Here is a 24036-nt window from a genome sequence, read left to right as displayed (position 1 = left end):
ACTTCGTAGGCCGTTGGGCTGCGCATTGCGATGGACAACCATAAGCTATACTGGCGATCGTCGGAACCACTGATGGAAAGTCTCGATTCGAGCCTGCAGCTCGATTCGGTTGCGGCGGCGCCGGGTTTCGGGGTACAGGAAATTCGGGGTACAGGAAATTCGGGGTGCAGGAAATTCTGGGTACAGGAATAGGGAGCGGTTGTGATTGAGTCTCTCGGTCCGGTTGCGAGTCTGAAGTTGGATCTGCTGTTTGAAGGCCTGCGTTACACCGACTCCCTCGGTGCGGCCGCGGAGCGTTCGTTTCCCAATTTTTACCCCTACCGGTTCGCACCCGGAGAGCACGATCCTACGGGAGAGGGAAAGGTCGAGATCCCCTACATGCTGCGGACCGCAGATGGCACTATGGTCAGAATCAAAGGTGCTGCGGAGTCACCCTGGCATGTGATGGGCAGTGCTGCGGACGGTTACCGATTGCTGCGCGACGGCGGTGGCGAGGGTCTGCCGATCGAATTTGAACCGCGGCCGCAATGGATGCAGGCAACGACCTCGGATGGGTTTCCCATGGCGCAGACAGGAGTGAGCCTGCACGGCGACATGGCGGTCATCAACGTGGCACCCGGCTGCGAGTATTTTCTGCAGAAGCAGCAGGGTGTGTCCATGAGATGCACCTTCTGTGCTTACGGTGCGCCGGACAAACGCACGCAACACCTCGGCCAGGTCGCCGGTGTCACGTCGCTGCCGACCCGCACCTATCACCGTCTGGGGGAAACCCTGCGCGCCGTGATCGCAGAATCCGCACCCCGGCATCTCTATCTGGTGGCCGGTTCATTGACCGACTGGCGGGAAGAGGGCAAACGTTACTTCGAGATCGCTGGCGCCGTACAGGATGTCAACGAACGGCGAATTCCGGTGGCCTGCGGTTCCGGTGCGTTGCCCGACGACTGCATGGAGGCGCTGCATCGGGACAAACTCGTCGATTCGGTCTCCTTCAATCTGGAAGTCTGGTCGCAGCCGCTGTTTTCGAAGATCTGCCCCGGCAAGGATCGTTACGTCGGCTACGAGCGCTGGATCAGGGCGCTCGAATACGCTGTCGGACTGTGGGGCCGTGGCCGTGTGTACAGCGCCATGGTTGCCGGAATCGAGCTCGAACCCGAATTCGAACTCGACTGGCAGCAGGCGGCGGATCTTGCGATCGCGGGAGCGGAAGATCTGTGCAGCCGCGGTATCACTCCGATTTATTCCCTCTACTGGCCGATCGGCGGTCGCGATCATCCGGAGTACCTGTCCCGTCTGCGCAGCTACTTCGAACGACTGATGATCGGTTACCGGGCTGTTCGTGAACGTCACGGTGTCGAATTCTGGGACGGTTTCATGTGTCGTCGCTGCGCCTACATGCAGATGGAGTGTGACATCGACGCGGAATGCGCTGCGGGCGGCAGCGCGTCGTGAAGCCCACAGCTTCCTCCCCGTCGCATGGAACCGTCCCGGGACAGGATCCGGGACCGGTCATGGCGTTGTCGACCGCGTTCTGGGAATCCCAGGTGCTGTTGACTGCCAATCGGATCGGTGTCTTCGAACGGCTCGCGGATGGCCCTGCCGACCTCGAGACTCTGTGCGGGAGGCTCGCCACGGCACCGCGCCCCACCCGGCTGCTGTTGAATGCCTGTGTCGGACTCGGCCTGCTGACAGAGGATGCCGGATGCTATGCGAACAGCGCGCTGGCGGCTGGATTTCTGGTGTCCGGACAACCCGGCTATCTGGGCAATGCAATCCGCTACAGCGACAATCTCTACCAGACCTGGGGAAGGCTCGAACAGGCACTGCGCAACGATGAGCCGCAGCTGGGGAGCGCCACGTATCTGGGTGAGGATACCGCGGTGACCAGGGATTTCGTCTACGGCATGCACGACCGGGCGTTGGGTATCGGTCGGGTGCTGGTGGAGCTGGTGCCCTTCGAGGGTGTCCGACAGATGCTCGATGTGGCGGGTGGTCCGGGCACCTATGCGGCCCTGTTCGCACAACGCCACCCAGAGCTGCGCGCCGTGGTACTGGATCTTCCGGGCATCGTAGCGCACGCACGGGAAATCATTGCCACGATGGGCGTTGCCGAGCGGGTAACTACCCTGGCCGGTAGTTTCCAGGACACGGTGTTCCCGGGCAGCAACGACCTCGTCCTTATCTCCGGGCTGCTGCATCGTGAGACCCCGGAGAGCTGTCGGCGACTCATCGGAAGAGCGGCGGACGCACTGCTGCCGGGCGGCAGGCTGATCGTCAGTGACGTATTCACGGATGCGGGTGGCATCAGCCCTCCGTTTGCGGCCCTGTTCGGAATCAACATGATGCTCACCGCCCCGGACGGTGGAGTGCATGCCGATGCGGATGTGGCTGCCTGGATGAGACAGGCAGGCATGACGGCGATCACCGTGCAGCCGTTTCCGCCACCGATGCCGCATCGTGTGGTCAGCGGAGTGAAAAACTGATGGTTCGATCGAAAGCCCTCGCGCTGATCGCCCTCATGGTACTGCTGGGTTTCCCGCAGGAGTATGCGCGCGCGCAGGCGCCGGCATCCGATGTCGAGGATCTCGGTGAAGGGCGGTATCGAATCGGCGCCATCGAGATCGACCAGCGCGCCGGCCGTTTCAGCGTCCCGGGTGCAGTGCTCGAAATTGACACGGACGCCATGCCCATCGAATTCCTGGCCGTCACCCGGGGTGGATTCAAAGCCTACGAGGCAACCATAGAGCTCGATACGAATGCAGTGGCATTCAACCTCGCCTGTATCCTGATCGGCCTCGATGCAGAGCATGCGACGCCGCCTGCTTACCATTTCGATCCTGCGGTACTGCGGGGGGACGCTGTGGATCTCAGGGTGCGCTGGCTGGAGCGAGGTGAGCAGCATGAATATCCGCTCGGGGAACTGCTGCGCAACGAAGGCGGGCCTGTGACTCATGACTGGGTCTACATTGGCTCCCGGTTCACAGAAGATGGCACCTATATGGCGGAATCATTCGGCACGCTGATCGGTGTGGTGCACGATCCGGACAGCATCCTGCAGCATCGTACCGGCCTCGGGCTGGGTGATTACGGTGCCGTCACAGCGAATCCGACGCTGATGCCGCCGGCGGCCACGCGTGTCGAAGTGCTCGTCTCCCGCAGTCAGGTACGGTGAGTGTCGAAAAACTGAACAGTTTATGCCAGGCGCTGTTCCTGTCGGTCTGTCGTTCTGATATCCAATATATGCTGTGAAAACATGGGGTTAGGCGCCTGACGGCGGTTAATTTCATCAGCAGCAGGGCACCTGGGGTGATAAGCGGGCAAGACAGTCGGCACCACGCAGCCCTGGTCTGGGTTGCTAACTGATTGATTAACCATGTCTATTTCTGGTTGGTGCAAAACTTGCGTGAAAAACTCCGCGACCGCGGCCTCGCTGCAGGGCACGTTCCACAGGAGCCGTATGAAGAGACGAATTGTAAAACCGGTGAGGGTAGGCAGTTGAAAACCTTTTCACAGAAACTTGGCATTTCCGGACTGATGCTGCTCGGAACGCTGTGGGCGGCGCAGAGCGCGGCCGATATCGTGCTGTTCGATTACGGTATCAATATCGATGGCGTCACGACCTGTAATTTTGGCCCCTGTGACAGTGACTTCGCCCTGCTCTCAGCGGCCGGTGTCAACGATACGCTGTTCGACTACGGGACCGGGCTGGGCACCCTCAGTCTTACCGTGACCGGCGCCGGGATGCATTCGGTCGATCTGTTCGTCGACCATGAGATGAGCGAGGGGGTCAACACTTTCTTCAACGAGTACGGTGCTGTCTCGGGCGCGGCGAGCGCGGGTCAGAGCTGGGAAATCGACGAGCCCGGGTATGTGTTCGGCGACGTGTTTGACAACTTCTTCTCGTCACTGCTCGACAATTCCAATGGCGTACCGGCGGGACTCGTAGATGACGTTTCCATGGCACTGGGTTGGGATTTCGTGCTGGCCGCCGGTGAGGTCGCATCCATCGATTTTCTCCTGAGCACCATCATGCCTGCGGGCGGGTTCTTCCTTGCCCATGCGGATCCGGACAGTGCGGAGGTCGTCTACTTTTCCTCGGTTCTCAGTATCGGGAGTGTTTCGGTGCCGGAGCCTGCCACCAGCCTGCTGCTGGGTGCGGGACTGCTTGCGCTGGGTCTGTCCCGGCGTCGGTGGACGATGGCTCGATCGCGGTAGCTGACCCCGCGATCAGCCCGCGTCAGGGTGCGGTCCGCGATCGCTGCCAGAGCAGCCAGCCCAGGACAGGCGCCGCGAGTGTCACGAGCAGTCCGACAGCATGCCACTGCGTGCTCAGTAGAGCCGCACCGCTGGCGGCGAGTACTCCGGTATAGGCAAGATTACCGGCGAGGCTTGCGAGAGCAACCTGGGCAAAAGGCGCCCGTGCGGCTCCGGCCGCAATGGTTACCGCTTCGGCGACGATCGGTACCGGCCGGCTGAGGATCAGCGCGAGTAACGTCGGCCGGTCTGGGATGTCCGGCGCGTAGCGGGCGGGCCACAGCCGACCCACCCCGTAGCCGATCAGGTTACCGAGCGTCAGTCCCAGGCAGCCTGCCAGCCATCCGGCGAGAAACCCCAGACGGGCACCCAGCAGGGTAGCAATGATGCTCGACGGTACCGGCAGCAGTACGTCGATCACCAGCAGACCGGCGCCGGTGAGGGCGAATCGCAAGCTGTTGTCATCACTTGCCGAAAGCCAGCGCTCGCCTGGCAATTCACCCAGCAGAACAAACGGGATGATCGGCATCAGCAAAGCGATTGCGACCACTCCGGCGGTTCTGGACAGGCCCTGTTTCACGCGCGGCAGGCTAGCCGAGCTGGCTGAGGCTTTCCAGACATCATTCGGGCAATTGCCTGGAGCGGTCCATCCGCGCGGTTGATGATTTTCTCCGCATGGCTGGAAAGAAAACCGACAGGGTATCCGGTGCCACCGGTTACCCGCCAAAGCAATGCAGGGTGATCACTAACCTGCTGAATTTTCTGACTATCTGAAGCGAAGTGCGGTCCATGATGCGGTATCGGCGGGCGATGAATCGAGATCCCCCGTGTCGGAATTTCTGACACCCCTGTCTAAACATTCATCAATGCGGCGAGGTGCCATCAGTTAAGTCATTGACTTGACAGGCTTCTCGGGGGCACATCCAGAATCGGCTCGAATATTGCTTTCCGAATTTTGTCTGCCTGAGGAATTCTGACTGCTTGCGGCATGGTCCACGGAGCCATGGCTGGAATTCCGGGGTATTCGCAGGTCCTGAAGACGGCACGGGACTGCAGGGGATGTACGGGCTTGAGGGGGATGGTTGGTTCAGCTGATCGATAGCAAAGGGACGAGGGTATTCCGGGTCCGTTACGGACTCGTTGCCGTAGTCATGCTTCTGTCATGGGGATGTGGCGAGCCGAAGTCCGCGACCCGCCAGGTGGCGGATCCCGCCATGGAGGCCTCTCGGGCCGCAGCCATCCAGGATTCCTCGCTCCACCAGTCTGCAGACCAACGCCCGGTCGACCAGCCCGTCGACTCAGCGCAGCTGTCCACAAGCCTGCGCTACAACGAATCCGGCGATCAGATCTACATCCCCGGCCGCGGGTGGATGGATGCCGCAGAACTCTGGGACCTGTATTTCAACGATCTGTCGCAATTACCGGCAGATCTGGATTTCAGCGCGCTGCATTCACTGCGCGAACTATACGAACAACACAAACCAACAGGTGACGGCGACGACGCGGTTCCCGATCTGAACCGCGAAGCCGGCTGACGGACGTCATCAGGAGACGAGGCTGTGCGAGCATTGAGAAAGACAACTCCGGGGCTGAGATCGATAAGTTACGCGCTCATCATCGCGCTGCTGCAGCCCTGGTTTCTGATCGGCTCCGCCTTTGGTGCCTACAACGATCAGACCGACACCCGCTTCCCGGTAGACACTGATGATTCCTACGATTTCGCGGTCGCTGACATCGACGGGGTGAACGGTTTCGATGTGCTGGTGGCCAATCGCGGTCAGAGCCGGCTGCTGGTGAACGACGGCTCCGGGAACTTTGTCGACGAGACCGCGACCAGATTACCGGCGATGCTGCACACCACGCTGGCTGTGGCCTTCGCCGATGTCGACGGCGTCAATGGTGTGGATGCTCTGCTGGTGGGAGATGGTCAGAATCGGATCCTGATCAACAATGGTTCCGGCTTCTTTACGGATCAGACAGCTGCCCGTCTGCCGGTCGGAAACGCCACCAGCCTCGATGTGGCGCTGGACGATGTGGATGGCGATGGCGACATCGATGCGGTGGTTGCCAATCGTGCATCGGCCAATCAACTGCTGCTGAACAACGGAGCGGGGGTGTTTGCAGGTGCTCCGGCAGGACGACTCGCGGCGGATACGGATCTGAGTTACGGCGTTGCACTGGATGATGTCAACGGCGATGGCTCACCCGACATTTTCTTTGCCAACTTTTCCGGTCAGAACCGTCTGCATCTGAACGACAACCTGGGCACATTCACGGATGTAACGGCAGCACAGTTGCCAGTGGCACTCGATGGCTCCGGTGATGCGGTGATTTTCGATGCGGACGGGGATGGCGACAACGACATCGCGGTAGCTCAAGGCGGCGCCGGTGTCGGGCTGCTGATCAACAGTGATGGTGCCGGGACCTTTGTGCAGGCGGGCGCGGGGCAGGTGCCGGTAGTCAACGGCTTTGCGGTGAAGGTGGTGACCGGTGACATCGATTTCGACGGGTCGCTGGATCTGCTGGTAGGAGCGCTCGGCCAGGATCATCTGCTGTTGAACGACGGTGCCGGTACCTTCAGCGACGCCACGGCGACTGAATTGCCGGTCGATGATCGTCGCAGCTTTGGAGTGGCCTTTGTCGATGCGGACGAGGACTTCGATCTCGACCTGCTGGTGGCCACACCCCAGGGTCAGAACCGCTACTACGACAACGGCATAGCCGCGCCGCGGATTCTGATCGACATTACACCGGACTACATTGAGGTGACCGACACGGTCAGCATCCTGGTCAGCACCTTCGATGAGGACGGCGTGGCATCCACCTCGGTACAGATCGTGCAGCCCGATACCAGCACCACAGCACCCACCGATCTCGGTGGTGGGCAGTACAGTTTCGTGCCGAGCCAGATCGGTGTGCACAGCGTCAGCGTCACCTCGACGGACAACCTCGCCAATGTCTCGAACCGACAGGCCGCCTTCCTTGCGCAGGCCAATGACGTGGCCGATCCAATAGTCACGGTCAACGTGACCCCGGACACTGTCACACAGGGTCAGAGTGCCAGCTTCCAGGTGACCGCGACCGATGATCGCGGTGTCGTCAGCCGTACGTTGACCGTCGGCGGTGTCAACGTTCCGCTGACTTCTGCTGGTACAGCGAACTATGCGCCGCTTGCCATCGGTGCGCTGACCGTGCTTGCCGAAGCTGCAGATGCTGCAGGCAATTCGGGCTTCCAGTCCACGACGATCACGGTACTGGCGGATGTCGATGATCCGGTGGTAACCCTGAGCGCAACCCCGGATCCGGTCGACATCACCAATCCGATCGCAATCAATGCCAGTGCAACGGATAACATCGCGGTAGCGTCTTTCGGCGTGACGGTGACCGGTCCTGCCGGCGGCCCGGTGGATCAGCCGATTGCACTGAACGCTGCGGGTGCAGGCAGCTACACGCCGTTTATTCCCGGTACCTATACCTTTACCGCCACCGCGACGGATCCGGCGGGTAACGTCGCGACCCAGGTCGTGGCCGTCGTCGCCGCGGGGATTCCGGACAACGAGGCACCGGTAGTCGATCTGGTCGCGGTACCGGGTGCTACGATCCCGGGCGGCACTGTGACTCTGACAGTCAACGCCACCGACAATGTCTTCGTGCTGAGTCGGACCCTCGAGGTGAACGGTGCACCGCTGGTCCTCGACGCAAGCCATCAGGCTCAGTTCGTGCCCCCAACGCTTGGCAGCTACACGGCGGTAGCCACTGCTACCGACCCGACCGGCAACACCGGCACCGATACCGTGGTGTTCAACGCGGTGGATCCGTCGACGGATACGGCACCCCCGGTCGTGTCGATCACGGCACCCGCGGAGGGGAGTGATATCACGGGTGTGGCGGAGTTCACCGGAACGGCCACGGACCTCACCCTGGTGAGCTACGAACTCGCCTACCGGGCTACCGGCAGCGGAGATCCGTTCACGACCTTCGATACCGGCACCCAGGCGGTGGAGAGCGGTGTGCTCGGCGCACTCGACACCAGCGTGCTGGAGAACGGGCTCTACGATATCCGCCTGAGTGCGATCGACATCAACGGACTGTCGGCGCAGACGATACGCGTATACACGGCGGACGGTGAGTTCAAACCGGGCGTCTTCACGATCACCTACACGGACCTGAAGGTACCGGTGGCGGGTATACCGATCACCATCAAGCGCACCTACGACAGTCGACGTCGCAGCGCAGTGGAGGATTTCGGCAACGGCTGGCATCTGGAAGTGGAGAACGAAGGCACCTACACCAACAACAGGGAACTGGGGGCGGGTTGGTTCATCACCCCAGGCGGGGGATTCTTCAATCCGCCATGCAGCATCGCGAATGAAGACCTGTTCCACATCACCGAAGTCCGCTTTTCGGATACCGAGTTTTACAAATTTGCGTTTCAGGTGGAATTCTTCGGATTCGGAAGTGCAATCAGCGGTGGATGTACGGGCGGCCAGGTGTCATTCGTGCAGGTTGGCGGCGTGCCGGGAGCGACGCTCGACATAATCGGCACCAATGAAGTGGCGTGGATGAACGGCTCTGACTCACTGACCTATGACATCTTCGATTCTCGATTTGGATTGGTGTACAACCCGCAGGATGTGCGCCTCACCACCCTCGACGGACGGGAGTACGATCTCAATCTGATCAACGGGGTCGAACGCATCGGCGATGCCAACGGCAATTCACTGTTCATCAGCAACAGCGGCGTTGTGCATTCGAGCGGCAAGTCCGTGTCTTTTACCCGCGACGGTCAGGGCCGCATCACCACCATCCGGGATCCGGTGAATAACCCGATTACTTACAGTTACGACAGCAATGGCGATCTGAGTCTTGTCACTGATCGTGCGGCCAATGCCACGACCTTCGTCTATGCGCCGGACCACTATCTCACTCAGATAATTGATCCATTGGGGAATACCCCTCTACGCAACGAATACGATGCGGGCGGACGCCTCATCGCGCAGATCGACGGTGCTGGTAACCGTCGCGAGTACGACCATGACGTCATCAACGGCACCGAAACTGTTACAGATGGTGGTGGCACGATCCGGGTGGTGCAGTACGACGAGGACGGCAATGTCGTTTCAGGCAGCGTGGGTGCCGCAGCCAGCACGTTTACATACGACAGTCGTGGCAACAAGCTGACCGAGACGAATCCGAACGGTTTTGTCCGGTCGTTCACGTACAACGCCAATGACCAGATGACCTCGGAGACCGATCCGCTAGGCAACCTCACCAGCTACGCTTACGATTCGGCCGGACGCATCACCCAGATCGCGGCGGCCGGTGGCGAGGAGCTGAACTTCTCCTTTGATACGAATGGCAACGTGACCGCGCAACGCGATGCAAACGGCGATCTTGTGCAGGGGCTGACCTACAACGCGCAGGGCAACCCCACCGCACTGACCACGGCTGCCGGGGTCACGACACTTGGTTACGATGCTTCCGGTAACGCAACCACGATCACTTCGCCAAACGGGCTGGTCAGGTCGTTTAACTACGATACGCTGGGCAGGCGCACCTCGTCGGCGATTACCAGAACCGTGGGTGGTTCTCCGGTGGTGGAGTCCACGGCCTACACCTACGACGGCAACGGCAATGTACTCACGATTACGGACCCCTTAGGTGGCGTGACCACCTATGCCTACGATGGCAGCAATCGCCGTACCAGTCTGACCGATTCACTGGGTCGAGTGACCAGCTATCAGTATGACAGTCGCGGCAACCTGTCCCGTATCAGCCATCCCGATGGCACGTCGGAACTGTTCTCCTACGATCTGCGTTCGCGGAAGACGGCGCACACGGATACGGGCGGGCGGACGAGTTTCTTCGAATACGACAGCGGCGACCGGCTCACCAGGGTGATCTACGCCGATGGCGGCACCACTGTGAGTACATTCAATGCGGGTGGCAATCTGCTCACCCAGACAGACACGCTGGGTAACGTCACCACCTATACCTATGACGGATTGAACCGGGTACTTACTGAAACAGACGCGGCCGGTGGTGTGACGACCTACACCTATGACTTCGATCAGGTGAGTCCTGCGACAAAAACCGATCCGAACGGCAACGTGACCACCTATGTGTACGACACTACGATGCTGTTTTCCGAGTACCTGACACAAACCCAGCTGCCTGATGGTGCGACGGTCGGAAAAACCTACGGTGCAAACGGAAGGGTGACTTCGGTGACAGACCCGCGCGGTAATGTCACGAGCTATACCTATGACGAGGCAGCCAATCTGCTCACCGTGACCGATGCGCTGGGTGGGGTCACCAGCTACACCTATGATGAAGCGGGCAATCGTCTCACCCAGACCGATGCACTCGGTCGCACGACATCCTTCACATATGATGCGCTCGGCCGAATGCTGTCGAAGTCTCTGCCGGGCGGTCAGGCGGAGTCCTGGACCTATGATGCGATGGGTAACGTGCTCACGCACGTTGATTTCTCCGGCGCGACGACAACCTACACCTACGACAGCCGCGACCGGCTCGTGAGCCGGACCTTCCCCGACAGCAGCGTCGAGAGCTACACGTATACGAATGGCGGGATGCTCGCTACTGCCACCAGTGCGCTCGGAACCTGGACCTTTGGTTATGACGTTCGCGATCGTCTTGTGTCGGCGGCATCGCCTGATGGTGTGACGCTGAACTACGTCTACGATACGGCGGGTAACCGCATCTCGATCACGTCGCCCGAGGGCACTATCCTGTATGCCTTCGATGAGGTTGACCGCATCATCTCGGTCACGGATCCCGATGCTGGTGTGACCGGCTATGAATACGATGCTTCCGGCAATGTCACCGGCATCGACTATCCGAATGGTACGAGTGCGGTTCTCACCTACGATTCGCGCAATCGTACAGCCCGGGTGACTCACCTTGCGCCGGATGGCACCACTGTACTTGCTGACTATCTGTACGATGTCGATGCAGCCGGCAACCGGGTTCAGGTCATCGAAACAGCAGGCCGCACGCTCGACTACAGCTACGATGTGCTCAACCGGCTGTCCTCGGTAACCGATGGCACGAGTACATCGGGCTATTCCTATGACGCGGTCGGCAACATCATCTCGATTCCACTTCCCGGTGGCGGCTCCGAAACGGCAACCTACGATGTGAATGATCGGATCCTCACGGTTGGCGCCCGGTCCTTTGCCTATGACCCGCGCGGAAATCTCACGACGATAACCGACGGCGTGGATGTCACCACCTTCACCTACGACGCACGCAACCGTCTGATTCAACGCGTGGAACCCGGCGGGACGGTGAGTCAGTTTACTTACGATGCTGCAGGTAACCGGGTCAGCCGTACGGTCAACGGCGTGACCACAGGCTACGTGGTGGACCTCACCGATCCCAGCGGTCTCGCACAGACACTGCTCGAGCGCGATGGGGCTGGTACGGTGCAGGCGAGCTACGTCTATGGCCACGGTCTGGTGAGTTCGGATCGCAGCGGTATCGCGGCATACTTCCATCCGGATGCGCTCGGCAGCGCGCGACTGCTGACGAACGCAAGCGGTGCTGTAACAGACAGCTATGACTACGATGCCTACGGTACCGATGCGGGCAGCACGGTCACCACGACCAACGAGTTTAGGTTCGCAGGCCAGCGACTCGACCCGGATACGGGCCTCTACTATATGCGTGAGCGCTATTACGATCCCGAGGTAGCGCGGTTCATCAGCCGCGACCCCGCTCAGGGCGATCCGTTCATGCCGATGACGTTGCACCCGTATCAGTACGCGTTTAACAATCCGGTGAACGCAATCGACCCGACCGGGCGATTCGGCATGATCTCGATCTCTATTTCGATATCAATCTCGGCGACACTGGCGACCCTCGCCTACAACACGATCCTGAAACCGGCGAAGGAGGTCTACGACGAGATCAACGAGATCGCCATCAATATCCCGAATTTGCGTCTGAACGAGAGCTCGACCAGGGAGGCGCTCGGATTCAATGCTGCATCTGTCGAGGCCGCATTGGATGCAGAGGACATCACGCAGGTGGTCAATCTCGGCGGCGGCGCGGTCGAGAAGGCTTACGGTGTCGTTTACAAGATGTCCACCACCGCAGGCAAGGTGGTATCGCTGATACACGCCAATAACTCGGCCACCTGGATGAAGTGGCTGCCTGAACATGATGGTAAGCCCGCGCACTATGTGAACTGCGGATTTAACCACTTCGTCAAGAAGGAGTATGCGCTGGGACTGGTGACCGGACTGGCAGCGGCGAAACGGTTCAGTCTGGCGACCAACATCATTGCGATCTATCTGTCCTATTTCACCTTCCTGGCGCTCGTGGGAAACACCGTTTCGGATCAGCATCCTGCACCGCAACCCGCGGACGATCCATCTCTATTCGGTGACGAGCCTGCGTGCCCGGGGTTGTTTGAGTGATGGCCATGCATAAACAACGACAAACAGCCGCCTATATCCGTCGACTCACCGCTGCCTCGGTCTTGCTGAGTTGTCTGCCGGGCACCATCCTCGCCGAGACCAATATCCTCGGTGCTGCCGACGGCAGTTTCGAAACGGGTCTGGGTGGTATGACGACTACCGGTGATGCGATGATCGTCACCGGTCTCGGCATCCTCGAGGCGACCGAGGGCGGTCAGGCGCTGCTGCTGACGACCGAGCCGGACTTCGGCTCGACACCGGCGGATGCGGACGTGAGCACCATCTCAATCGCCAGTTTCACCATCGATCCGGCGTACGAAACCCTCAGGATCGACTATAACCTCCTCACCGACGAGCCGGATCCGAGCTTTGCCAACGATGCCTTCAGTGTGAAGCTGGTGCTGGTGACTGCCGGCGGTGAAGAAACTCTGCTGACTTCAGACACCTTCGACAGCTTTTACGAGGCCCCCTGGACCGGCTATGGATTGCAGACCGGCTTCCGCACCATGGTGGCCAATGTCGCCGGCTCGGCCAACGGCAGCGATCTGGTCACCCTGGAACTGCGGATCGAAGATCTGGGAGACGGTCGCCGTGATTCTGCAGTGCTGGTGGACGACATACGCCTGGTCGAACCGGGCGCTCCAGAGGCACGGGTGGCGGCACCCTATCTGCAGATCACTCCGGGCCAGAGCATTCTGTTCGACGGCTCCTTGTCGACGGACGATGTCGGTATCGTCAGCTACGCGTGGAATTTCGACAATGGCTATGTTGGATCCGGTCCCTTCATCAGTTTCAATCAGTACACGGCACCCGGTTTTCATCAGGGTACCCTGACAGTCACTGACGCCGACGGCCACAGTGACACCACCAATTTCACCGTGGTGGTGGGCGATATCAACACTGCGCCCAGTATTGTCTCGACACCAAACACGGCAGCCTCGGAAGCCGTTCCCTATCGCTATCAGGTCGCCGTCGCCGATGCGGAGATCGCAGTAGGTGATGTGATCACCTACGCTCTGACCACGATGCCAGCCGGGATGACCATCGACCCGGCGACGGGTCTGATCTCCTGGCTGCCGGGCACCGGGATTGCTCTGCGCCACGACGTGACGGTGGAAGTAGCCGATAGCTTCGGCGCAACCGCAAGCCAGTCCTATACGATCACCATGGGTGCTGAGGTCTACATCGGCGCCATCACTTACGACAATCGGCTGTTTACAGGTACCAGCCGCGGTGACGGTACCTTCGATTTCCGTCCGGAACAGGATGTATCGACCGGCGGGACCACTGCAGGCGTGGTCATCGCCGATTTCGACGGTGACGACGATTTCGATCTGATCACCGGTACTCCGAACAGCGCGCTGCTTGATCTGTATCTGTTCCGCCGCGAGGCCGGCCAGTTCCTGGCACCCGTGTATCTGGGTGGATTCGACGGTTCGAACCCCGGCTATCTGATGGACATGGCAGCGGAAGATTTCGACAACGACGCGGACATGGACTTCGTGCTCGACACCAACACCGCACGTGCCTGGTATTTCGAAAATACCGGACCACTGGTGACCGAGGCCGAGAATTTCCTGGTTGCAGACTTCGAGACCGGGAACGATGGTTGGGGCGGCCAGCTCGTCCGAACGTCCCTCGCCCGCGATAACACCACGGCTCCTCCGAACGGCAGCACCTGGTCGATGCGCGTGTTCGCCACCGGCACGCCGACCGAACTGTCGATCGACATCAATCCGTCGAATATGTACTTCACCAGTGGATCCTCGGTGCGATTCGACTACCGAATTCCTGCAGGTACCCCGGTAGGTATGCTTTTGAACGTCTACGACATCAACGGCACATTGCTGGGATGGGTGCAGATCGGCGGCACGGCAAGTGCCGATCCGGGCATCTACCCGGTATCACCCCACGCCGTGCCACTGATAGATGATGATGCCTGGCATACGGCCGAGATCGACATTTATCAGGCGGTCCGCAGCGTATATCCCACCGCGACCAGACTGGCTGAATTCGAGTGGTATACGGCCAACAATGCAACCACGGGCCAGCAGTTCTGGTTCGACGATTTCCGCTTCACGCGACCGCGGATGGTGTCCGGGTTCACGGCGACGCAACTGCCCGATGCAGGTACCGGTTCAGGCCGGGGTATGGATGCGGGCGATGTGGATCACGATGGCAACATGGACTTTGTCCGGGGCCTGAGCAACGGACCGATATACCTCTATCGGGGCGACGGCGCGGGTGGATTCACGACCAGTCAGATAGGCACGCTGAGCGATGTATATGGCATCGCGGTGGCTGATTTCGACAACGATGGTCTGCTGGATGTCTTCGGCGCTAACGGCAGCACCGGGGACGGTTATTTCTACCAGGGCAACGGTGACGGCACCTTCCTCGGCGGGGTGTTGCAACCCAGTCTCGATCTCGGAACATACGGTGCCTATGCACCCTACGATTTCGACAATGACGGGAACACGGACATCGTTGCGAGCACGTACACGCTCAATCAGATCTGGTATTACCCGGGTAACGGAGATGCCACCTTTGGAACGCGGCAGCTGGTCAGTGCCATGCCTTCCAGTTCGATGGGTGTCGCCGCACCGGTCGGCCGCGTCAACGGGCAGCCATTCGCCCGTGCCACAGCAAATCTTGCTTCGGTCAATGAAGGCGGCGTCGTCAGTTTCGATGCGACCGCGTCCTATGACGACGGCAGCATCGCAAGCTATGACTGGGATTTTGGCGACGGCAACGTCGGCACCGGTGAGACGGTCGACCACACCTTCCTGAACGAGGGCGACTTCACCGTGGTGCTCACGGTTACCGATGACGACGGCCAGATGGACAGCTTCGGTGTGCGGGTCGTCGTCTACGGCAACAATCCGGTCGCGGACACCGGCGGGGTCTATGTGTTCGGTGAGCAGAACGCCATTAACGGCCACTGGCATGGCACTCTCGATGGCACAGCTTCAAGCGATGCGGATGGTCCGGTGGTCCGTTACGAGTGGGATTTCGACGCTGCCGATGGCCTGCAGGTCGACTCGGTTGAGGTCTATCCCCGTCCGACCTATGCCGCGGCAGGCACCTACACTGTCACCCTCACGGTCTATGATCAGGTGGGTCAGACGGGCACCACCACCACCACGGTGACCGCACAGGGTGCCGATACGCCTGTTGCTGATCTGGTGGGACCGGCGACCCTCGATGAGACAGCTGCTTCGCTGGGCACCTGGACCGGCTGGTATGACGTGGCGGCATCCGCTGATGTGCAGGGGATAGCCAGCTATCTGCTCGACTGGGATGACGGTACGTCGCTGACTCTGTCACCGACGGCGGACAACTTCGATGATGGCGATTACGCCGGCTGGACGGTGAACGGCGGTGGCACCTGGACCGTCGTCGACGGTGAAGTCAATGTGATCGCGTCGGGTGGTGCCTGGCGCTGGCTGCAGGATGTCGATCGCACTTATCAGGATTTCGAGCTCGAATTCGACTTCAATGTGCTGCCTGGCACCACCGACGGATATGTTGGCATCGCGTTCCACCATCCCAACACCGCGGGCAATTCGGGTGCTCAGAACAGTTTCCTGCTCTACTCGTTGAACAGCTGGGATTTCTGGCGGTTCTACGACTGGAACACTGCGGCGACACTGGCAGAAGGAGGCGTGGGTTTCGATCCGGATCGCTGGTATCACATGCGTCTGCGTGTGGTGGGCGACACCATGCAGCTCTTTGTTACCCCCGAAGGTGGCACCGAGACCTTACAGGTCGAGGCAACCAGCGCCGCGCACCCGGAAGGTGGCATTGGCCTGCTCGCCTACAACCAGAGCATGCGCTACGACAACGTCAAGGTGACACCGCTCGACAGTGACTGGACACAGGGTGGCGCCACGCTCGGTACCATTACTCATGGCTTCGCCTCGGCGGGAGACTATGACGTCACCCTGACCATCAGCGACCATGCGGATCAGAGTGACGCGGTGCTGCTGACCACGAGCGCGGCCGCTGGTGATGCCCCGGTTGCGGATCCGGGTGGCCCTTACGTAGTCGATGAGGCGGACGCCTACGGTTCGCACTGGGAATTCGCCCTCGATGCCTCAGCGTCGAGCGATGACACCAGCATACAACGCTATACGGTGGATTTCGGTGATGGCACGGTCTACACCTCGGGCATGCCCGATGGAAACCGGGGCACCTACTTCGCTGTCGGCACCGATCTCTATGGCTACGACACCACGGATGCGAGTCTGCAACGCATCGTCGCCACTGAAGATGGTACGTTCATCGAGATCATCGATCTGCAGACCCGAAGCGTACTGCTGAGCAACACGCTGAACCGTTTCCAGACCTGGAACGGCGTCTCTCCCGGTGATGGTGTGTACTACAAGGTGCGGGCCAGCAAACCGGTCGCGGCCTACTTTACTGACCTCAGTAACCACAGTGCGTTCATGCCCTCCCTCGATGCCAGCCCGGTCGGCAGGGAGTTCATCTTCCATCTGGACAACAATTCCGGTTTCTATCTCTATGCGCACCAGGACGCAGCAGTCACCTTCTTCAATACCTCGGGTGCTGCGCTGCGGAGCTTCAACATCCGGGCGGGTGAGTACCAGTTGATCTCGGGATTGAGCGACGCCGTCTACCGGGTAGTAGCGACGGGCGACGTGGCCATGCAGACCACCGGAGTCGGCGGTTATACCACGGTCCCGGCCAGTAACGGCGACGGCGCCGGACGCCTGTTCTACTTCGCCACCACCGCCGGCACCGGTGCGATCGCGGCGTTCGCTCATGAAGCCGCCGATGTCGAGGTCTTCGATCTGGATACCGGAGCCTCGCTGTATACCGCCACCATCGCGGCGGGAGATATGTGGTATCAGAATGCGGTTGGCACCCGGCGCCTCCGGCTGGCGAGCACGGCCGACGTGGAAGTCTGGGCCGGTGATACCGAGGGTGGCACGGCCATCATCAATCTGGGCGACGACGTGTCCTTTGCCGGTGGTCGTGCTGGCACCGAATTCGTGCTGCACAACCTGATGGACGGTATCGTCATATTCGCGCCGAACAACGCAACCGACATCAGTATCGATGGTGCGCCCGCGAGCACCCTGCAGCGGGATCAGTACCTGGCTTTAGCACCGACTGACTTCGCCAGTGGTTCTGGCGTGCACACCATTGTCAGTTCCCGACCTGTGCTCATCCAGACCCTGGGTCGTGCCAACGCCTTCAATGATATGGGCACCTATCTCGGTGGTAACAGCATGCGCCACCGCTACACGGCGACCGGCACCTACACGCTGTCACTCACAGTGACTGACAATGCGGGTCAGACGGACATCGCGACCACGACCGTGGACGTGCAGGCCAACGATCCCCCGGTGCCCGACCTGGTGGCACCGGCAGTTGCGGATGAGAGTTTCGCCACCGGTGGTCTCTGGACGGTGGACTTCGATGCAACCGGATCGAGTGATGACTTCGGGATATTCAGCTACGAATGGGATTTCGGTGACGGAACCACCGGCAGCGGCGCCGAGGTGAGTCACGACTACGGCGCCACGGGGTCCTACGAGGTGACGCTGACCATCACCGACAACGCCGGTCAGGCTGTCTCGACCTCCACCACTGTGGAGGTGGTACTCGGTGCCGGCCCGAACGCCGATGCCGGGGGTCCCTATGTGTTCGGGGAAGCCGCTGCGAGCTACGGCGTCTGGACAGCCACGCTGGATGCCAGCGGTTCCACCGACGATGCCGGCATATTCGACTACCGCTGGGAATTCCCCTCGACCGCCGTCGACGATTTCGAAGACGGTGTTGTCGATACGGGATTGTGGACCGTCGGCAGCAATACCACCGAAGCCGCCGGGCGGATGACCATTGCGGGCAGCAGCAACTGGGCCCTGCAGGGATTCCGGCATGCCGGTGCGCCGGTCGAGCGGGCGGCGGGCACCGAGTTCAGGACCCAGGTCATCTCCAGTGCCAACACGATGGTCGGCGTTTTCCCGGTGGGCGTAGCCGATTTCAATTACACCAGTCTGGTACACGCCATCTACTTCGCCGGCGCCAGTGTCTACATCTATGAAAACGGCAGCAATCGAGGCTATCAGGGCAGCTTCGCGGCCAACACGCTGTACGATGTGCGCATCGTGCTGCGAGACCAGGGCGCCGACTACTACCTCCGCCAGGCCGGAGCCGGCAGCTGGACGCAACTCACTGCCTTCACATCACTGAATTCGACCGAATCACCTCTGCAGCCCGGCGCGAGCGTCTACAGTGGCACCTCGAGCTTCGACAATACCAGTGTGGTGCCGTATCTCTCGGGTGCCGTCGTGACACGGGAATACAGCGAGCCGACGGTTGAATCCGTCACCCTGCGGGTCCGTGACAATGCACTGCAGGAATCCTTCGACACCACCACCATCACCATTGAGGACGGCGATGCGCCGGTAGCGCAAGCGGCAGGCCCTTACACGGCCGAAGTCGGCAGCTTCGTTGCTTTCAACGGCACCGGCTCGACGGACGACAATGCAATACAGCAGTACCACTGGGGCTTCGGCGAGATGACCGGCGGACCGGACGCAGCGGGCTCGCAGACGGCGAATCTGGAGTACACCGACAGGGGTGCAGCTGCCCGGCATTTCTACAAGACGGTCGGCACCTATGACGTCGAGCTGACGGTCACGGACAACACGCTCAAAACCGGGACAGATACCACCACGGTGAATGTCATCGTCGGTGATGCACCGGTAGCCGCGGTGCGTGCACCGACCACCGGGGGTGCCAATGGTCCGCCGGTGTATTTCGATGCCACCCCGTCCAGTGATGATTTCGGTATCACCGAATACCGCTGGGATTTCGATGCGGATGTAGACAGCGACGGCGATGGCAATTTCACCAACGATATCGACGCAGTGGGTGCGACGCCGTTCCATGTTTATCCTTCATCCGCGGAACCTGCCGGAGTAATACTCGAGGACGATTTCGACGGTCCGGCACTGGACAGCTCGGTCTGGCTCAGCGCCGGTGCGATTCAGAGCGGTGGCACAGTCAACCTGACCGGAATCAGCGGCTGGGGCAACCGCTATGTGACCAGCGTCCAGAATTTCGATCGTGGTCGGCAATCCGTTTACGGTCAGGTGCTGCAGGGCACAGTGGGTAACGGATTCCTGATGTGGGGCGTGAAGGACACCAGCACCAACTACAGCTACACGGTGATGCCGCACGCCTTCTATTTCTATAACGGTACGCTGTACATCTACGAAAATGGCTTTAACCGCGGCGCAGTGGGCACCTATATCCGCGGTGTGCAGTACGATTTGCGCATCGATCTGCTGTCGGCCGGGGCGAACTATTTTATCCGGCAGACGGGCGAGACCAACTGGACCCAGCTGACCGGCTATACCTCGCTCAACTCGACCACGAATCCGCTGAAACTGCACGCGGTCGTCAATTCAGGGGATGCGAGTTTCGACAACTTCTCGGTGGAGAGTCTTGGTCCCTACGTGGCGACGCTGACTGTCGAGGATGGTGCCGGTCAGACGTCGACCACCCAGACTCAGGTCGCCGTGGAGCAGAATGTGGCACCAGACGTGATCACCGTGCCCTGGGTCGCCTTCGATCCGCTGGTGCCGCACGAGACCTACAGCGGCAAGGCCATCCGGGTGAAGGGCATCGTGCGTGATGCCGACCCGGTGACCTATCAGTGGGACTTCGGAGATGGAACAGCATCCGCGGTACTTCCAGTCACCAATCCCTACGACCTGTCGGTGGTTCATACCTATCCGGCAGCACCCATCGGCACGCCGTTCACCGCCACGCTGACGGTCACGGACAGCGTCGGCAACACCGGATCGGCCACCTATCCGGTCATCGTGCGGCCGCTGAATCTGACAACCGAGATCAACATCGCCATCGACGAAGGCCTGTGGTATCTGCACCAGACTCAGACGCGGTCGACAGCCGAAGGTTTCGACACCGGCTACTGGACCAGCAACGCCAGGGCCAGCGCCACTGCATCGGCAATTCAGTCGTTCCAGGTGAACGGTCACCTGGAAAGCGTCAGCCATCGGGATGATCCCTATGCGGAAACGGTGGCGCGCGGGCTGCGTCAGCTGTTCCGGGATCTGGGTACAGTTGCCATCGGCACCCAGGTGCACGGCGAACCCGACACCAACGGCAACGGCATCGGCATCCAGACCGGGCTGAATGGATCCGGCGGTCAGCCCATCTACCAGGGCGGTCAGGTGATGGATGCCATCGCGAGCGCGGGCAATCCGCTCGCCCGAACCGTTACAGGAGCTGCGGGCATCCTGCGCCGCAGCTACTTCGACATCCTGACCGACATGGCGGATCAGTTCGCCTGGGGACAGTCGGAAAGCGGTTCATCCACGGGTGGCTGGCGTTACGCGTGGAATGCGGATTCGGATAACTCGGCCGCGCAGTGGGGCGCGATCGGCATGAAGGCGGCTGAAGATACTTTCGGCATTCCAATCCCTGCCTGGGTGAAAGAACAGAATCAGGTTCTGCTGAACACCAACTACGGCAATCCGGGCTGGGGTTACACCAGTGGTGGAGCTACCCAGGCCGGAACCCCTTCCGGCCTGGTACAGATGGTGCTCGGCGACCAGACTAAGAACGACCATCGCTGGATTGCCTCAGAACGGTGGGTCGCGCAGAACTGGACCACCCAGTACATCATCACTCCCGGCAACCGGCCTTACTATGCGATGTATGCGCTGACCAAAGCCATGCGCCTGGCGGAGCCTGAGGCGGTGGAGAATTTTGGCTACAACGGTTTCGACTGGTTCCGGGATCCGGTCCTTGGTCTCGCCCGCACTCTGGTCGATGATCAGTCGGCGGACGGCAGCTTCCCGGGTACCAGTCTCATCACCGGCCAGCTGCGCAGCGCCTGGGGCGTGATCATGCTGAGCCGTTCGCTGTTCCAGCAGCCGCCGGTGGCGGACGCCGGGCGCGATCGGGTCTGGGGCGTGGACATTCCGCTCGAGTTCGACGGCTCGGGTTCCTTCCACCTGGATCCGTTCCGCTCCCTGGTGCTCTACGAGTGGGACTTCGACGGCGATGGGGTGTTCGATTATTCGAGCAACGAGCCGACGGCCACCTATACCTACACGACCGCCGACTATCCCGAGGCCAGCCTGCCCCAGGCAGTCGTTGCGCGACTGCGGGTCACGGACAACAACATACCGGCGCTGACGGATACCGACACGGTGGAAATCATCATCGCGATTCCACCCCATCCGCCGCATGCAGAAGCCGCCGGGCCGTACACCTGCACCGCCGGCATTCCCTGTCCGCTCGATGGGACCGCTTCCTTCGATATTGATCCGACGGACTTTATCACGCTGTATGAGTGGGATCTCGACGGATTCCCGTTCGACTACACCGGGGCCACGGGTCCGAACCCGACCCCCATATTCGCGGAGGGGCTGCATACCATCAGCCTGCGGGTGTACGACAACGCTGTGCTCAACGATGTGAACGGCAACGGCCTGCAGGATCCCGAGGAACGGTTGACCGACGTCGACTTCACCTCGGTAACCGTAGTCGCCAACCTGCCACCCGTCGCGAACGCCAATGGGCCCTATGTGATCGATGAAGGCAGCTCCATTGTGCTGACCTCCGCCGGATCCAGCGACCCCAACGGGGATCCGCTGACCTTCCTGTGGGACTACGATACGGATGGCGAATACGACGATGCGCTCGGCGCGAGCCCGAGCTTCCTCGGGGTGGACGATGGCGATTATCCGATCGGGCTGCGGGTCACCGATTCGCTGCTGGATGCCTTCGATGTGGCAACGGTGACAGTCAACAACGTGGCTCCGCTTGTCGATGCCGGTCTCGATACCTCGATTTCGGAAGGTGGCGGTGTGACCTTCGGCGGCACCTTCACCGATCCGGGTACCGCGGATACGCACACCATCGAGTGGGATTTCGGTGACGGTGCGGCCGCATCGGGTTCTCTGACCCCGACTCACCCGTACACCGAAGACGGCGTCTACACGGTGACCCTCACGGTCACGGACGACGACGGCGGTGTCGGCTCCGACACACTGATCGTGACGGTGGGCAATACGCCGCCGGTGGTCGACGCAGGTCTGGATCGACCGGCCGTACCCTCTGGCGGCACGGTGAACCTGGATCCGGCGACCTTCACGGATGCGGGTGTGGAAGATACTCACACGGCCAGCATCGACTGGGGTGACGGCACGGTGGAGCCGGGCGCACTGACCCAGGGCGCCGGCAGCGGCACCGTGGCGGGCGGTCATGTCTATGCGGCGGCCGGTGATTACACGGTGACGGTGACGGTCACCGACGATGATGGCGGCGTCGGCAGCGATACGCTGCTGGTGACAGTGCTGGCACAGCCGAACACGGCGCCGGTTCCGGATGCGGGTGCGGGTGCCACGATCGTTGAGGGCGACACCTTCAATGGTGCCGGCAGCTTCACGGATCCGGATGCGGATACCTGGACGGCGACGGTGGACTACGGCGACGGCAGCGGCGTGCAGCCGCTGACGCTGGCCGGTATGGCGTTCACGCTGGGCCATGTCTATGCCGACAACGGCACCTATACGGTGACGGTGACGGTGGCGGACAGCCAGGGCGGTTCGAACTCGGATACCGCGACGGTGGTGGTGAACAACGCAGCACCGGTGGTCAATGCGGGCGCAGACCAGCCCGGGGTGGCCTTCGGCGGCACGGTGAACCTGGATCCGGCGACCTTCACGGATGCGGGTGTGGAAGATACTCACACGGCCAGCATCGACTGGGGTGACGGCACGGTGGAGCCGGGCGCACTGACCCAGGGTGCCGGCAGCGGCACCGTGGCGGGCGGTCATGTCTATGCGGCGGCCGGTGACTACACGGTGACAGTGACGGTCACCGACGATGACGGCGGTATCGGCAGCGATACGCTGCTGGTGACGGTGGAACAGGACGAAGTCGAACCGCCACCGGCACCGACCGATCTCTCCGCCCGACCGAAGAACGGCAAGATTCAACTGGTATGGACTCACACGGGCGCGGACAGCTACAACGTCTACCGTTCGGCTAGCTCGGGTGGTCCGTACACGATGATCGCAAACACGACGTCGACCTACTCCACCTATCTGGATGAAGGCCTGACGAACGGTGTTCGCCTGTACTACGTGGTCACAGCGGTGGTGGATGGGGTCGAATCCACGACGCCGTCCAACGAGGCGTCTGCGACACCTTCGGCAAGGGCCCGCTAGCGCCGCTGCTCAGACTGCTGCCGAAAGAACGGGAGCCCGCCCAGGCGGGCTCTTTTTTGCGCCGGCCTCAGGCCGCGGGTTGTCCACGGGTTCCCCAA

At 61.0% G+C, this 24036-nt stretch carries 8 protein-coding genes; 7 read left to right on the top strand and 1 reads right to left on the bottom strand.

Features of this window, described 5'->3' with window-relative positions; all coding sequences use genetic code 11:
* The first annotated feature begins 201 nt into the window (after window positions 1–201).
* From R3E82_17860 to R3E82_17845, 4 genes are all read left to right on the top strand, one after another.
* On the top strand, window positions 202–1449 hold the full coding sequence (locus tag R3E82_17860; protein MEZ5552752.1) for a hypothetical protein: 1248 nt from the start codon (window positions 202–204) through the stop codon (window positions 1447–1449).
* Between the two features lie 59 nt (window positions 1450–1508).
* Window positions 1509–2480: a methyltransferase gene (locus R3E82_17855; GenBank protein MEZ5552751.1), complete on the top strand. Its 972-nt coding sequence runs from the start codon at window positions 1509–1511 to the stop codon at window positions 2478–2480.
* Window positions 2480–3169, top strand: a complete 690-nt coding sequence (locus R3E82_17850) for a YdjY domain-containing protein (protein ID MEZ5552750.1) — start codon at window positions 2480–2482, stop codon at window positions 3167–3169. The genes R3E82_17855 and R3E82_17850 overlap by 1 nt, the downstream gene beginning before the upstream one ends.
* Window positions 3170–3492: 323 nt before the next feature.
* Window positions 3493–4212 carry a PEP-CTERM sorting domain-containing protein gene (locus tag R3E82_17845; protein ID MEZ5552749.1) on the top strand — a complete coding sequence of 240 codons (720 nt, stop codon included), beginning with the start codon at window positions 3493–3495 and terminating at the stop codon, window positions 4210–4212.
* 22 nt (window positions 4213–4234) lie between these two features.
* On the opposite strand, the gene R3E82_17840 is transcribed toward R3E82_17845, so the two are convergent.
* Window positions 4235–4831 (bottom strand): hypothetical protein, encoded by a 597-nt coding sequence (locus R3E82_17840; GenBank protein ID MEZ5552748.1) that lies wholly within the window; start codon window positions 4829–4831, stop codon window positions 4235–4237.
* 619 nt (window positions 4832–5450) lie between these two features.
* Here R3E82_17840 and R3E82_17835 point away from each other — a divergent pair.
* From R3E82_17835 to R3E82_17825, 3 genes are read left to right on the top strand one after another with little or no spacing between them, the layout of a single operon-like run.
* On the top strand, window positions 5451–5786 hold the full coding sequence (locus tag R3E82_17835; GenBank protein ID MEZ5552747.1) for a hypothetical protein: 336 nt from the start codon (window positions 5451–5453) through the stop codon (window positions 5784–5786).
* A gap of 24 nt (window positions 5787–5810) precedes the next feature.
* Window positions 5811–12695 (top strand): FG-GAP-like repeat-containing protein, encoded by a 6885-nt coding sequence (locus R3E82_17830; protein MEZ5552746.1) that lies wholly within the window; start codon window positions 5811–5813, stop codon window positions 12693–12695.
* Window positions 12696–12700: 5 nt separating this feature from the next.
* Window positions 12701–23938: a PKD domain-containing protein gene (locus R3E82_17825; GenBank protein MEZ5552745.1), complete on the top strand. Its 11238-nt coding sequence runs from the start codon at window positions 12701–12703 to the stop codon at window positions 23936–23938.
* Window positions 23939–24036 lie beyond the last annotated feature (98 nt).

The sequence above is a fragment of the Pseudomonadales bacterium genome, assembly GCA_041395945.1.
Lineage (GTDB): Bacteria > Pseudomonadota > Gammaproteobacteria > Pseudomonadales > Azotimanducaceae > SZUA-309.
Note: the sequence above shows the minus strand (reverse complement) of the source record. Positions and strands in the feature narration are given on the sequence as shown.